Annotated in this window: 14 protein-coding genes; 2 read left to right on the top strand and 12 right to left on the bottom strand. The window is 69.4% G+C overall.

Features of this window, described 5'->3' with window-relative positions; genetic code table 11:
* Positions 1–106: 106 nt before the first annotated feature.
* Both OG504_RS43610 and OG504_RS43605 read left to right on the top strand, forming a co-directional pair.
* Complete coding sequence (locus OG504_RS43610; RefSeq protein WP_405994706.1) at positions 107–619, top strand: DinB family protein; 513 nt, start codon at positions 107–109, stop codon at positions 617–619.
* A 130-nt stretch (positions 620–749) separates the two neighbouring features.
* Entirely contained in the window at positions 750–1238 is a 489-nt protein-coding gene (locus OG504_RS43605; RefSeq protein WP_405994705.1) for a hypothetical protein, read from the top strand.
* Positions 1239–1294: 56 nt separating this feature from the next.
* Here the strand turns inward: OG504_RS43605 and OG504_RS43600 are convergent, their stop codons facing one another.
* The 12 genes from OG504_RS43600 to OG504_RS43545 all read right to left on the bottom strand — a co-directional run bounded on the left by OG504_RS43600 (position 1295) and on the right by OG504_RS43545 (position 14103).
* Entirely contained in the window at positions 1295–1852 is a 558-nt protein-coding gene (locus OG504_RS43600; protein WP_405994704.1) for a hypothetical protein, read from the bottom strand.
* Positions 1853–1953: 101 nt separating this feature from the next.
* The gene (gene ung, locus OG504_RS43595; RefSeq protein WP_405994703.1) at positions 1954–2637 is read right to left on the bottom strand and encodes a uracil-DNA glycosylase; all 684 of its coding nucleotides are present in this window, start codon (positions 2635–2637) and stop codon (positions 1954–1956) included.
* A gap of 112 nt (positions 2638–2749) precedes the next feature.
* Positions 2750–4327 (bottom strand): ABC transporter substrate-binding protein, encoded by a 1578-nt coding sequence (locus OG504_RS43590; RefSeq protein WP_405994702.1) that lies wholly within the window; start codon positions 4325–4327, stop codon positions 2750–2752.
* 200 nt (positions 4328–4527) lie between these two features.
* Positions 4528–5289, bottom strand: coding sequence for an SDR family oxidoreductase (locus OG504_RS43585; RefSeq protein ID WP_405994701.1), 762 nt, complete (start codon positions 5287–5289; stop codon positions 4528–4530).
* A gap of 13 nt (positions 5290–5302) precedes the next feature.
* Positions 5303–6064, bottom strand: a complete 762-nt coding sequence (gene fabG, locus OG504_RS43580; protein ID WP_033283407.1) for a 3-oxoacyl-ACP reductase FabG — start codon at positions 6062–6064, stop codon at positions 5303–5305.
* Positions 6065–6201: 137 nt separating this feature from the next.
* Positions 6202–6618: a DUF3037 domain-containing protein gene (locus tag OG504_RS43575; RefSeq protein WP_405994700.1), complete on the bottom strand. Its 417-nt coding sequence runs from the start codon at positions 6616–6618 to the stop codon at positions 6202–6204.
* The gene (locus tag OG504_RS43570) at positions 6615–7370 is read right to left on the bottom strand and encodes a HipA family kinase (RefSeq protein WP_405994699.1); all 756 of its coding nucleotides are present in this window, start codon (positions 7368–7370) and stop codon (positions 6615–6617) included. The genes OG504_RS43575 and OG504_RS43570 overlap by 4 nt, the downstream gene beginning before the upstream one ends.
* A gap of 113 nt (positions 7371–7483) precedes the next feature.
* Positions 7484–8737: a serine hydrolase domain-containing protein gene (locus OG504_RS43565; RefSeq protein ID WP_405994698.1), complete on the bottom strand. Its 1254-nt coding sequence runs from the start codon at positions 8735–8737 to the stop codon at positions 7484–7486.
* A gap of 37 nt (positions 8738–8774) precedes the next feature.
* Complete coding sequence (locus tag OG504_RS43560) at positions 8775–9575, bottom strand: ATP-binding cassette domain-containing protein (RefSeq protein ID WP_405994697.1); 801 nt, start codon at positions 9573–9575, stop codon at positions 8775–8777.
* Positions 9572–11557 carry a dipeptide/oligopeptide/nickel ABC transporter permease/ATP-binding protein gene (locus tag OG504_RS43555; RefSeq protein ID WP_405994696.1) on the bottom strand — a complete coding sequence of 662 codons (1986 nt, stop codon included), beginning with the start codon at positions 11555–11557 and terminating at the stop codon, positions 9572–9574. Before OG504_RS43555 ends, OG504_RS43560 begins: the two co-directional genes overlap by 4 nt.
* Positions 11558–11574: 17 nt before the next feature.
* A complete protein-coding gene (locus tag OG504_RS43550) occupies positions 11575–12516 on the bottom strand; it encodes an ABC transporter permease (RefSeq protein WP_405994695.1) in 942 nt (313 codons plus the stop codon).
* 24 nt (positions 12517–12540) lie between these two features.
* A complete protein-coding gene (locus OG504_RS43545) occupies positions 12541–14103 on the bottom strand; it encodes an ABC transporter substrate-binding protein (protein ID WP_405994694.1) in 1563 nt (520 codons plus the stop codon).
* Positions 14104–14436 lie beyond the last annotated feature (333 nt).

Below are 14436 nucleotides of genomic sequence, written 5' to 3'. Positions count from 1 at the left end.
GAGTCTCCCTAACGCTCGCCCGGCGGTACCTCCCGTACCTCCTCGGAAGCATACGGCGAGGGGATATCCGCTGGTGCGGGCGGTCGGAGCACGCGAGGATGCGGGCATGACGATCGAGCGCAGTGAACCCGGGACCACCGCCGACGAACGCACCATGCTGGAGGGCTGGCTGAAGTACCACCGGGACACCCTCGCCTGGAAGTGCGAAGGCCTGACCGACGAGCAGTTGAGGACCGCTTCCGTGGAGCCGTCCACCCTGTCGCTCCTGGGCCTGGTACGGCACATGGCGGAGGTGGAGCGGGGCTGGTTCCGCTTCGTCATGGCGGACGAGCGGGTGGACCCGATCTATTACACCGACACGGACCCCGACGGCGAGTTCCATCTCACCGAAGCGGACACCTGGGCCGAGGCGTACGCCACCTGGCAGGGGGAGATCGAGGCGGCGAAGGCGCACGCGGCCCGGTTCGCCCTGGACGACGTCTCCGTGGGCAAACACCGGCGCACCGGCGAGCGCTTCAACCTGCGCTGGATCTACACCCACATGATCGAGGAGTACGCGCGGCACAACGGCCACGCCGACCTGCTCCGCGAGCGGATCGACGGAAAGACCGGCGACTGACACCGGCCACTGACGTCACGTCACCCGGAGCGGGCGCGCGCCGTCCGTAAGGGGGCGGAGATCACCCGTGTGGGGCATCATCCGCCCGTCCGCTGTCCCCATCGGGTCCGGAACCAGCAGAGTTGCGCGGGTGCATCGAACGACGACCACCGCAACGCTCCTGGTCACCGTGGCTGTCTCGGCCCTCTCCGGCTGTGTGACGGTCCAGCGGCCGGCGGCCCCCGCTCCCCCGGCCGTACCGACCCAAGCGTCGGTGCCGCGCCCGGACGGCAGCGCGGAGCCGCAGGTCGTACAGGCCCCGGCGCGGGAGGCGCTGGAACTGATCAACCCGTCCCACCACCCGAAACCCGCCACACACCCGCCGCACCACGCACCGGCCCCGCCCCCAGCTGCGGCCCAGGCACCGGTTCCCCGCTCACACGCGCACGCCCACCCGTATCCACACCCCCATCCGCACCCGAAGCCGCACCACCCCCGGCAGTCGGGCGCGGACATCCCCGACGTGGTCAAGTCGGTGCCCAAGAACACGCAGGACGTCTGCGCTCTGGGCAAGAAGTACGGCGGCTGGCAGTCGGACAGCCCGCAGTCGATCATCTGCGGCCAGACGTACGGGCGTTGAGGCGAGCGGGGCCCCTTGGGGTTGGTGCCAGGACGAGTTGGTGCCAGGGCGGGACCCTACGGCCGCTGTCTCGGCGGACCCCAGGTCTCGCCCCCGCCCGCACCCTCGTCGCCCAGCCTCAACTCCAGCCGCCCGATCGCGGCCCGCACCCCGTTGCCGTAACCGTCGTCGGCGAGGACGGCGCAGGCGCTGCGGGCGCGGCGGATGTGGGTGCGGGCGGCGTCCGGGCGGTCGAGCTTCACGTAGTCGGCGGCGAGGTTGAGGTGCAGGGAGGGGTAGAAGGCGCGGATCGCGATCGCCCCCTCCTGACCGACGTCCGCGACATCCCCGGGGTCTCCAGGGTCAACCGCGTCCCGCCCGTCCGTCAGCTCGTCCGCCGCCGACAACGCCCGTAGATCCCAGGCCAGTTCGTCGGTCGGGTCGTCCTGGGTGTCGGCGAGGTAGTGGGCCAGTGTGCAGCGGTGGAGCGGGTCGCCGTCCTCGCCCAGCTCCGCCCAGAGGACCAGCAGGCGGTCCCGGGCCTCCTCGCGGTCGCCGCCGTGGTGCAGCATGACGATCTGTCCGATCCGCGTCAGCAGAGCGTCCGGTGCCGCCTGCTCCTGTCGCTCCGCCACCGCGTCCTCCGCACTCGCCAGCCACCCTGGCTGTCCCTCTCGACGCTAACCGGCGGCACTGACAATCCCCGTCAGGCGGCCCCGGACCGGCCCCGGTGAGGTCAGCCCAGGTTCGGGATGCGCCAGTCGATGGCGGTGTGGCCCTGCTCGGCCACCGCCTCGTCGATCTGGGTGAACGGGTGGGAGCCGAAGAACTTCTTGGCCGACAGCGGGGAGGGGTGCGCGCCCTTGACCACCACGTGGCGCTCCTCGTCGATCAGGGGGAGCTTCTTCTGCGCGTAGTTCCCCCACAGGACGAAGACCGCCGGGTCGGGGCGCTCGGCGACCGCGCGGATCACCGCGTCCGTGAACTTCTCCCAGCCCTTGCCCTTGTGCGAGTTGGCCTCGCCGGAGCGGACCGTGAGCACCGCGTTGAGCAGCAGGACGCCCTGCTGGGCCCACGGCATCAGATAGCCGTTGTCCGGGATCGGGAGGTCCAGCTCCTCCTTCATCTCCTTGTAGATGTTCCGCAGGGAGGGCGGGGTCTTCACGCCGGGGCGGACCGAGAAGCACAGGCCGTGGCCCTGGCCCTCGCCGTGGTACGGGTCCTGACCGAGGACCAGCACCTTCACCTGGTCGTACGGCGTCGCCTCCAGGGCGGCGAAGACCTCCTCGCGCGGCGGGTAGACGGGACCCTTCGCCCGCTCCTCCTCCACGAACTCGGTCAGCTCCTTGAAGTAGGGCTGCTGAAGCTCGTCGCCCAGGACCCCGCGCCAGGACTCGGGGAGCATGGAGATGTCGGTCACGTCAACTTCCTTACGGTGTGCGGCGACTGCGATGCGGAGCGACCGCGCGGTGCGGTCGCTGCCATGCCCAGAACCTACAGGCGGCCACTGACAACGGGTGCCGGAAGCCGTGTCACCAGCTGGTCTTGCGGTACAGCTCCCACATCATCATGATCGTCGACGGGTCGAGGGCCCGCTCCCCGCCGGAGACGTCCTCGCTGGCGGCCACGTACTGCCGGCCCTGCCACAGCGGCAGCAGCCGCGCGTCGTCGACCATGACCTGCTGGGCGTCCTCGAACTCCTTGACCACGTCGGCCCGGTCGCTCTCCTTGCGGGACTCGGGCAGCAGTACGTCGGTGATCCGGGTCGACGGATAGGGCGTACCGAGCGCGTTCTGCTTCCCCACGAACGGCGCGATGAAGTTGTCGGCGTCCGGGAAGTCCGGGGACCAGCCGCGCCCGAACACCGGGTACTCGCCCTTCTGGTAGCCCGTCACGTACGTCTTCCATGGGCGGCTCTTCAGGGTGATCGCGAAGAGCCCGGAGTCGTCCAACTGCCGCTTGATTTCCCCGAATTCGAGGGCGGTCTCGGAGCCGTAGCGGTCGGTCGTGTACCAGAGGGTGAGCGGGACGCGCCGGTGGATGCCCGCGTCGGTGAGGAGCTGGCGTGCCTTGGGGACGCTGGGGTCTCCGAAGTCGTCGAAGAAGGCGGTGGTGTGGCCGGTGAGGCCTTTCGGGACCATCGAGTAGAGCGGGTCCACGGTGTCGCGGTAGATCTTGTGGGTGATCGCCCCGCGGTCGACGAGCTGGGCGACGGCCTTGCGGACGGCGAGGTTCCCGGCCCATTTGTCCTTGGGATTGAACACCAGGTAGTTGATGTCGGTTCCGGAGCCGTCGACCAGTTGCAGGCTCTTGGAGGCACGGCCCTGGAGGGCGACGATGTCGTCGGCGGCGAGACCCCGGTAGGTGACGTCGATCTGTTTGTCCCGCAGCGCCTTCACCATGGCGCCGGAGTCCTGGAAGTAGCGGATCGTCACCGCGCTGTTCTCACGCTGGGCGAAGCCCTTGTAGCGGTCGTTCTTGACGAGTCGGGCCTGTTTCCCGTCGTCGTACGACTTCAGGGTGTACGGCCCGGAGCCGAAGACCTTGCCGTCCTTCCGCAGCGAGTGCGCGGGGTAGTCGTCGGGGTCGACGATCGACATGGCCGGGGTGGCGAGCACGAACGGGAAGGTGGCGTCGGGCTTGTCGAGGTGGAAGACGACGTCGCGGTCGCCGAGCACCTGTACCCGGTCGAGGCTGCCCAGCAGGCCGGCGGGTCCGCCCGGGACGTCGATCTGTCTGATGCGGTCGATGGAGTGCTTGACGGCCTGGGCGTTGAGGGGGTCGCCGTCGGCGAACTTCATGTCCGCGCGGAGTTCGCAGCGGTACGTCGTGTTCGAACTGTCCGTGAACGCACAGCTCTTGGCCGCGTCCGGCTCAGGTGTGGTCGCGCCGGAAGGGTAGGCGAGGAGCGTCTGGTAGATGTTGCGGAACAGCTCCCAGGAGCCGTCCCAGGAGGCGGCCGGATCGAGTGTGCTGGGGGCGCTGGTGGTGCCGACGACGATGGGGCCGCGGTCGTCGGAATTCCCGTCCGAGAACACTCCGCATCCGGCCGCCAGGGATATCGACGCGATCGCCGCGCCCGCCCGCAGGCCTCGGTTCCGGTTGAACACGCGCTCGCTCCTCGATCCGCCGTACCAAGGGTCGGCAGACCGTACCGCAGTTCCGCGGCCCGAAAAGGTGGTTCGGGAGGGGCTGTTGAGCAGCGTTTTTATGACGACGTTGTCATTCGGCTGTGCGCGTTCTTTGTCTCGACACGGGCGCCGGTTCCGTCAAGGGAACAGTGAAGAGACCGGCGCCCGGGCGGAGTCGGTCAGCCGACTCCGGCGTTGAGGAGGATGCCGCCGTCCACGATGAGGGTCTGGCCGGTGATCCAGTCGGACTGGTCCGAGGTGAGGAACGCGGCGGTGCCGCCGATGTCGGACGGGACGCCGAGGCGGGCCAGCGGGTAGGAGGCGGCGGCCTCCGCCTCGCGGCCCTCGTACAGGGCGGCGGCGAACTTGGTCTTCACGACCGCCGGGGCGATCGAGTTGACCCGGACGCCGGGCGCGAACTCGTGGGCCAGCTGGAGCGTCAGGTTGATCATCGCGGCCTTGCTGACGCCGTACGCGCCGATGAACGGCGAGGCGGAGACGCCGGCCAGGGAGGCGATGTTGACGATGGCGCCGCCGTTGTCCTTCTGCCAGGCGTGCCAGGTCTTCTGGGCGAAGCCGAGGGCCGAGATGACGTTGGTCTCGAAGACCTTGCGGGCGACGTTCAGGTCGAGGTCGGCGATGGGGCCGAACACCGGGTTCGTACCGGCGTTGTTGACCAGGAAGTCGACGCGGCCGAAGGCCTCCATCGTGCGCTCGACGACGACGGTCTGGTGGGCCTCGTCGTGAGCCTTGCCGGCGACGCCGATGACGCGCTCGGCGCCGAGGGCCTCGACGGCCTCCTTGAGGGCGTCCTCGCTGCGGCCGGTGATGCAGACCCGGTCGCCGCGGGCGAGCAGCGCCTCGGCGACGCCGTAGCCGATGCCGCGGCTGGCGCCGGTGATGACGGCGACCTTGCCGGAGAGTTCGGGGAGTTCAGTCATGGTTCCGTGTTCCCTAGTTGAGCGGTCCGCCGGCGACGTACAGCACCTGGCCGGAGACGAACCCGGCCGCCTCGTTCGTGAAGAAGGCGACGGCGTTGGCGATGTCGTCGGGCTCGCCGACGCGCTGCACCGGGATCTGGGTGGCGGCGGCGGCCTTGAAGTCGTCGAAGCCCATGCCGACGCGGGCGGCGGTGGCGGCGGTCATGTCGGTGGCGATGAAGCCGGGGGCGACGGCGTTGGCCGTGACGCCGAACTTGCCCAGCTCGATGGCGAGGGTCTTGGTGAAGCCCTGGAGACCGGCCTTGGCGGCGGAGTAGTTGGCCTGGCCGCGGTTGCCGAGGGCGGAGGACGAGGAGAGGTTGACGATCCGGCCGAAGCCCGCGTCGACCATGTGCTTCTGAACGGCCTTGGTCATCAGGAACGAGCCGCGCAGGTGGACGCCCAGGACGGTGTCCCAGTCGGAGACGCTCATCTTGAAGAGGAGGTTGTCGCGGAGCACGCCCGCGTTGTTGACGAGGATCGTCGGGGCGCCCAGCTCGGCGACGATGCGCGCGACGGCGGCCTCGACCTGTGCCTCGTCGGAGACGTCGGCGCCGACCGCGAGGGCCTTGCCGCCGGCCGCGGTGATCTTCTCCACGGTGTCCTTGCAGGCGGCCTCGTCGAGGTCGATCACGGCGACCGCACGGCCCTCGGCCGCGAGGCGTACGGCGGTGGCGGCGCCGATGCCCCGCGCCCCGCCGGTGACAATCGCGACCCGCTGCTCAGTGGTGGACATTGCTGGTTCTCCTCGCCCTTGAGAAACTCTCGCCCTTGCGCGGCCCGCCGGTGAGCGACCGCTTAGTACCTTCGGCAGACGTGACGCTAGAAGCCATGGCACTCGGTGTCAACGTGCGCGCGGCCCGGTGTGATCCATTACCTCACCAGAAGGTCGAGCAGGCGCTCCGTCTCGGCCGCCGGATCGACGGTGAGACCGGTGTGCACGGGCCCCGGCCGCACCACGGTGGACCGGGGCGCGATCAGCCACCGGAACCGCCGCCCGGCATCGTCGTCCGCCGCCTGCCCGGCCGCCGCACCCCCCGCACACACACCTTCCACGGCACCCAGCGCGGCCCGGATCCCGGCCACGTCGGCCGCCGGGTCGAGAGCGAGCAGCCTCGCCTCGTCCAGATGGGTGCGGGCGCCGACGTAGGACTGGGCGCGGCAGTAGACGAGCACGCCCGCGTTGATGCACTCGCCGCGCTCGACGCGCGGTACGACCCGGAGGAGGGCGTACTCGAAGACGTCCCGGGTGTTCGCCTCGCTCGGGCGGATGATGTGGCGCTCGGTCACTGGAGTCCCTCGATGCGCTCGTGGATGAAGGGCACGCGCGCGAGGAGGGGTGCCGCGTACGCCTCACGGAGGAGGTCCGGGGTGTCGAAGCCGGGTTCGTCGGTCAGCCAGGTGTCGGGGATCTCGGCGGTGACCTCGGCGAGGAGTTCCTCGGTGACGCGCGGGGCCAGGTCGGCGGCCGCGGTCGCCACGTCCGGGGTGAAGCGGGCGAGGGCGTGGTCGGCGGCGTTGTAGGGGCGGGCCGCCGAGGTCCGGGCGCCGGGCCAGTTGTGGTGCCAGATCATGGTGGCGCCGTGGTCGATGAGCCACAGGTCGCCGTGCCACATCAGCAGGTTGGGGTTGCGCCAGGAGCGGTCGACGTTGTTGACCAGCGCGTCGAACCAGACGATCCGGCCGGCCTCCTCGGGGCTCACCGTGAAGGCGAGCGGGTCGAAGCCGAGCGCGCCGGACAGGAAGTCCATGCCGAGGTTGGTACCGCCGCTGGACTTGAGCAACTCCTGGACCTGCTGGTCGGGTTCGCCGAGGCCGAGCACCGGGTCGAGGTCGAGGGTCACCAGGCGGGGCACCCGGAAGCCGAGCCGACGGGCCAGCTCCCCCACGACGACCTCGGCGACGAGCGTCTTGCGGCCCTGGCCCGCGCCGCTGAACTTCATGACGTACGTCCCGAGGTCGTCGCCCTCGACGAGTCCCGGCAGCGAGCCGCCTTCGCGCAGGGGGGTGATGAAGCGGGTCGCGACGACCTCTTCCAGCATGTTCCCGGGCCATCCGTCTCGTCTGCGGTCCCGGGGAGAGTCCGGGGAGTTTCGGCTGCCCATGGTAGCGGGGGGTGATCACGGCCACCGCGTCCTGATCGCGGGTCAGGGGATCAGCTGGTCATGGCCTGGTACACGAGGTTCCGCAGCTGGCGGCGCAGGGGCGTCCGGTGCTTGCCCCAGGTGACGACCTGGGTGCAGAACACGGCCGTGATGCCGTCGGCCGGGTCCACGAAGAAGTGGGTGTTCGCCGCGCCGGACCAGCCGAACTCCCCCTTGTTGCCGAACGAACCCGCGGCCACGGGGTCCGTGACGACGTAGAACCCGAGCCCGAACCCGCAGCCGCGGTGTTCGTCGTCGGGGTACCGGCCGAAGGAGTTGATCTCGGCGCCGCCGGGCAGGTGGTTGGCCGTCATGAGCGCGAGGGTGCGGGGGCCGAGCAGCCGCTCGCCGTCGAGTTCGCCGCCGCGGACGAGCATGGCCGCGAACCGGTGGTAGTCCGCCAGCGTCGACACCAGTCCGGGGACGCCGCTGCCGGAGGGGAACTCCGCGGGCCGGCGGAAGGTGGGCCGCAGTTCCTGGTTCACGGCGAGGCGGCCCGAGTCGGGTTCCGGGCTGTAGATCTCCGCGAGATCCGCCACACGTTCGGGCGCGAGGGAGAACGTCGTGTCGGTCATCCCGAGCGGGCCGAGCACGTTCGTCTCCATGAACGTGTCGAGGCTCTGGCCGGTGCAGACCTCGATGACCCGGCCCAGCACGTCGACGGCGAGGGAGTAGTTCCACGCGGTGCCCGGCTCGAACAGCAGCGGCAGCCCACCCACTTCGGCACACATCTGCTCAAGTGTCGTGCCCGGCAAGGGGAGTACGTCATGGCCCGCCTGGCGGTACAGCGCGTCCACCGGGTCCATGTGGGCCAGCCCGAGCGTCAACCCGGCGGTGTGCGTGAGGAGTTGGCCCACGGTCACCGGGTGGGCGGCCGGGCGGGTCCGCACACTCGCCGGGGACCCGCCGTCGTAGACCCGCATGTCCGCGAACTCGGGGATGTAGGCGCTGACCGGGTCGTCGAGTCCGAGCAGGCCGCGCTCCACCAGCATCATGGCGGCGACGGACGTCACCGGTTTGGTCATGGAGTACAGCCGCCACAGCGTTCCGGGTCCGACCGGGAGCCCGAGGTCGAGGTCCCGGAGTCCACCGCCCGCCGCGTACACGGGTTCTCCGTCGCGGGCGACGACCGCCGACCATCCCGGGATGACCCCGAGGTCCGTCTGCCGGTCGAAGAACTCGGCGATGCGGCCCAGCCGTTCGGCGCTGAAGCCGGACTGCTCGGAGGGCTTGGTGACGCCGAGACGGTCGGCGAACTGCTGCATGTGCGCCTCCGTGTACGGGAGTTGGGGGCTGCCTGGGTCAGCGGGCCGAAGGGGCCGGGGTTCCGGCGATTCCGGCCGCCGCCAACAGCCGTCGCGTGTAGGGGTATTGGGCGTCCGCGTAGACGTCCTCGGTTGTGCCCTGTTCCACGACGTCACCGCGGTACAGAACGACGATCCGCTGGGCGAGATGCCGGACGACGGCGAGGTCGTGGGAGATGAACAGGTAGCTGACGCCCGTCTCCCGCTGGAGGTCGGTGAAGAGGTTCAGGATCTGTGCCTGGACCGACAGGTCGAGCGCGCTGACGGGCTCGTCGCACACGATGAGCTTCGGTGACATGACCAGGGCCCGGGCGATCGCGATCCGTTGCCGCTGTCCGCCGGAGAACTGGCGTGGATAGCGGTCGGCCGCCTCGGGCGGCAGCCCCACCAGCGCGAGCACCTCCCGTACCCGCCTCTGGACTACGGCCCGTTCGTCACGCGCGTGCACGAGCAGCGGTTCGGCCAGGGTCTGGCCCACGGTCAGGGCCGGGTTGAGGGAGCCGTTGGGGTCCTGGAAGACTGCCTGGACGCTCTTGCTCAGCTCCCTGCGCCGGGCACCGCGCGCATGGGTGATGTCCTGGCCCTCGAACAGGATCGTGCCCCGCGTGACCGCCGTCAGCCCGAGCACGGCCCGGCCCAGGGTGGACTTGCCGGAGCCGGACTCCCCGACCAGGGCGACGGTCTCGCCCGGCCGGATGTCCAGGGACACGTCCCGGATGGCCGGGGTGCCCTTGCCGGCGCGGTGGTACGACACCGACAGGTCGCGGATGTCGAGCAGCGGCCGTGCGGTCGTGCTCACGAGGACACCTCCAGCTCTTCGCCCACCAACAGGCAGCGGGCCACGCCCAGTTCGTCGGGCTGAATCAGGACGACCGGCGCCTCGGTGCACCGGTCGACGCGGTCGGGACACCGGTCGGCGAAGTGGCAGCCGACGGGCCACTGCCCCGGGGGCGGCACGGTGCCGGGGATGGTGGGGATGGGCTCGCCCACCGTCGCCAGGCGCGGGTTCGCGGCGAGCAGCTTGCGGGTGTACGGGTGGAGCGGCGCGGTCATGACGCGCTCGGTCGGACCGGCCTCCACCACCTGGCCCGCGTACATGACCAGAGCGGTGTCGCAGGCCTCCGCGATGACGTCCCAGTCGTGACTGATCATCAAAAGGGCCATACCCGTGTCCCGTTGGACGGTGCGCAGCAACTGGACGATCTCGCGCTGGACGGTGACGTCGAGGGCGGTGGTCGGTTCGTCGGCGACGAGGATCCGCGGGCGCCCGGCCAGGGCGACGGCGATGGAGACGCGCTGTGCCATGCCGCCCGAGATCTGCGAGGGGCGCAGCTTCATCACCCGGTCGGGATCGGGGAGTTGGACCTGGGCGAGGAGTTCACGGACCCGGAGTGTGGCGTCCTTGCGGGAGAGCCGTTCGTGGGTGCGTACCGCCTCGCGCAACAGGTTGCCGATGGTGAACAGGGGGTCGAGGCCGACCATGGGCTCCTGCGAGATGAAGGCGATGGTGCCGCCGCGCAGGTCCCGCCACCGGGCCACATCGAACGCGGTGACGTCGGTGCCGTCGATCTCGACCGTGCCAGAGGAGATACGGGCTCCGTTCGGCAGCATGCCGAGCAGCGCCAGCCCGGTCATGGACTTGCCGCAGCCGGACTCGCCGACCAGTCCCACGGTGCGGCCCTGTCCCACGGACAGGCTCACGTCGCTGATCAGAGCGACCTCGCCCTCCAAGGTGTCCGCGGTGACGGTCACCCTGGTGAGCCGTACGACGGGATCCGGCTCAGCGAGCAGCCAGGCGTCGTCGGACACGGGTACCTCAACGGGGGCTGTTGCCTTGGCAGTTGCCTTGCGGCGCCGGGTCGGGGTCGCGTGGGAAACACCGGACCAGCGCTCGGCCAGCAGGTCGCGCAGGCCGTCGCCGAGGACGATCAGCGCGGCCGCCGTGACGGCAACCAGGCCGCCGGTCGGGATGGCCAGCCAGAGGCTCTGGTTCAGCGTCTGTGCGGCGTCGGCCATCATGCCGCCCCAGGACGGAGCGGGCGGCTTCACGCCGAGGCCGATGGAGTTCAGGCCGGCCGCGATGAGCAGGGTGTTCGCGCATGCCAGCGCCGTGTTGACGAGGATCAGGCCGGTGATCCGCGGCAGCACGTGCCGCCGGGCCACGCGCCAGGTGCTGAGGCCGGACACCTGTGCCGCCGCGACGTAGGTCTCACGGCCGACCGTCAGCGACGCCGAGCGGACGACCCGCATCATGCCGGGGACCGACAGCAGGCCGATCACGATCATCGCCGCGGTCATGCTCTGCGAGAACAGGGCCAGCACGATCAGCAGCAGGATGATGCCGGGGATCGACATCACCACGTCGGCCAGCCGCATCAGCACGGCGTCCATACGGCCCCGGCGCAGGCCGATGACCAGGCCCAGGGGGACCGCGATGACCAGGGTGATCGCCACGGCCAGCGCGATGTCCTGGAACGTGTCCGCGCCGCCGTACATCAGCCGCGACAGGACGTCGCGGCCGAGCCGGTCGGTGCCGAGCAGGTGTTTCGCGCTCGGGCCGGTCAGTGCCGCGGTGAAGTCCGCCTGCTGGGGTGGGTACGGCGCGAGCCAGCGGGCGCCGAACGACGCGATCAGCTCCAGGACCAGGATCACGGCCGGGATCGCGATGCGCGGCCGGCGCAGGGCGCGGCGGAGGGCGGACCCGTGAGGTGTGCGCGCCGGGGTGGCGGCGGGCGAAGCGGGAGCGTTCTCCGTCTGCTGGGGAAGCCCGGGTTTCGTCATCGATGTCTCCTGTGTGCTCATGCGGCGACCGCCTGAGGGTTGAGCCAGCCGATGGCGAGGTCGAGCAGGAGGTTCAGTCCGACGACGATGAGCGTGAAGTACACCGCCACTCCCTGGATGACCGGGATGTCGCCGCTGGACGCGGCCGTGACGGCCGCGCTGCCGAGGCCGGGCAGACCGAAGAGTTCCTCGATCACCACGGCCGAACCGAGCAGTCCGATGAGGTTGTTGCCCGCCACGGTCAGGACGGTGACGGAGACATGCCGTAGCGAGTGCTTGAAGAGGATCGACCACTCGCTGACGCCGTTGGCCCGCAGGTTCCGTACGAAGTCCCGGCTCAGCACGTCGGCGAACTGCTCACGGGTCTGCTTGGCGATCACCGTGACCAGTGCGAAGGCCAGGGCGGCCACCGGCAGCAGCAGCGAGCGCAGCCAGCCGCCGGCGGAGGTCCCGAAGAACACGTATCCGTTCGCGGGCAGCAGGCCGAACCGGGTGTTGAAGACCCAGATACCCAGCAGCCCGACCCAGAAGGCGGGGACGGTCATGCCCGCGATGGACGCGGTGTCCGCGGCGATCCGCGTGGTGCGCCCGCCGCGGGCGCCGGCCATGCCCAGCACGATTCCGATCACCAGCGCGAGCAGGGTGGTCGCGATCACGAGCGAGAGCGTCACCCCCAGCCGGGTGTTGAGCGAGCCCGCGACCGACTCGTTGCTGCTGATCGACCGTCCGAGGTCGCCGTGGACCGCGTCCTTCAGCCAGGCCCAGTAGCGCTCCCAGACCGGCTGGTCGAGGTGGAGGCGGTGCCGCAGTGCGGCGATCGACTGGGGTGAGGCGCTGAGACCTCCGATGGACTTGGCGGCGTCACCCGGGATGAACAGCTGGAGGAAGAAGGTGAGCGCCGAGACGAAAAGCAGCAGGGGCACAGCCTGCACGATCCGCATTCCGCTGGTTCGCCACATGACGTGGAGCCTTTCTCCGTAGGGTCACTTGGCGGCGTACAACGACGTCAGGTCGGGCGTGAGATTCGTGGTCGAGAGGTCGACGCCCTTCAGACCGGGCCGTACGTAGACGATCTTTTCCATGGACACCATCGGGATGGTCCAGGAAAGGTCGGACAGGCGCTGTTCGAACTTCTGCCAGCCCTGCTCCTGGAGCTGGGCGGTCGACGCCGAGGCCGCCTGGCTGTAGAGCGTGTCGAGTTGCTTGTCACTGACCTTGAGCGGGTTGCCCCAGCTGTACAGGAGATCGTTTCCCTGGGCGTACGGCGGGGAGATTCCGTCGCCGTAGTCGAACATCATTCCCGCGTACTTCGAGTAGGTGGAGAAGAGTTCGTTCACGTTCGCCGGGACGTTGATCTTGACGTTGATTCCGATGTTCGCCATTTCCGCGGCGAAGGCTTCTGCGGCTTGGGATTCTCCGACACCGGTGAGATTCACGGTGATGGGGAGGGTGAAGCCGTTGGGGTAACCCGCCTCAGCCAGAAGCTTCTTGGCCTTTGTGACGTCGTAGGCGTACTTTCCTTCACTGCCCTTGGTATATCCGCTCGTGCCCTCGAGAACGGGATAGTCCCAGCCCTTCGCGTACGTGCCGTACAGGGCTTTGGCGATCGAGTCCCGGTTGATTGCGTACATCATGGCCTGCCGTACCCGAAGGTCACCCAGCGCCTTGACCATGGCGCCCGCGCGGTCCTGGATCATCAGCTCCATGATCGAGTACGGGCTCGAAAGGACCTGGAATCCGGCGGACTTCGCGGATTTCGCGGTCGTGGAGTCGCCGAGCGCGTAGTCGACCTCTCCCGAACGCAGGGCGCTGAGTGTGCTGTTCTCGTCCTTGATGACCTTGACGACGACCTTTTTCCAGTGCACGCGCGACTTGTCGTAGTACGTGGGGTTGGGGACGTAGGTGTAGGTCTGCCCGGAGACGGTCTGCGACTTGTCGATCACGTAGGGCCCGGCGCCGTGTGTGGTGGTCCCGAGTTCGCCCGTCTTCTTGAGGCCGAGGGGGCTGATGATCTCTCCGGTCGTCGGTCTGGAGAGATAGAGCGGCAGCAGCGGATCGGACGTCTTCAGGCGAATGCGGAGTTCGAGATCGGAAACGACGTCGATCGCCCCCACCGGAGCCAGGTCCGCCGCGAGTGGGCCACCGGCCTTGGCGTAGTACTGCAGTGAACTCTTCACGCCCGCGGCGGTGAGTGCGGAGCCGTCGTTGAATTTCACGCCGGACCGCAGCGTGATGTCGAAGGTCTTGCTGCCGGAACCGACGAAGCCCCACTTGGTCGCGAGGGCCGGCGTGTATGTCCCGTTCGGTGCCTGGCGGATCAGCGTGTCGTATGCCAGCTCGAAGAAGTACTGCTGCGGGTCGGAGGAACCGCCCAGACCGGGGTTCAGGCTGTTGGGCGCGATGGCCGAGGCGACGGTCAGGACGTTCGGGTCCTGGGCCTTCGCGGTGCCGGACGAAGCACTGTTTCCGCCACCGCATGCGGTGGTGAGGAACGCGAGTGCGGCGGCACCGGCCGTGAAGGTGAGAGGAAGGCGCGTGCGTGTCATCTGGGACCTCCGGCGTCGAGGCAATAAGTGGGTACGCGGGATTCACCGGAGGTGAGGGGGGAGGCCGCCGTCATGGCGGTTTCTCGGTGGCGTAAGTCCGCGCGATGTCAGGGGACTTCGGGAGAGTCTTCGAGTACCGCTCAGTCGACTCTTGTGGAGGTCGGTCTGAGCATTGCGTGGGCCCGACGGATACGGTCGGTGCTCTCGCGGAGATATTTCGGCGGTATTTCGGGATCAAGCCGCCTCTGTGCGGCACCCCTGGAATCGAGTGGGCTCATTATTGGGTCCACGGTCCGGACCCAGCACGCCAGGAGTCCGCTGAGCGGACCGCTG

The sequence above is a fragment of the Streptomyces sp. NBC_00986 genome (genome assembly GCF_045162565.1).
Taxonomy (GTDB): domain Bacteria; phylum Actinomycetota; class Actinomycetes; order Streptomycetales; family Streptomycetaceae; genus Streptomyces.
This window is presented reverse-complemented; position numbering and strand designations above follow the sequence as displayed.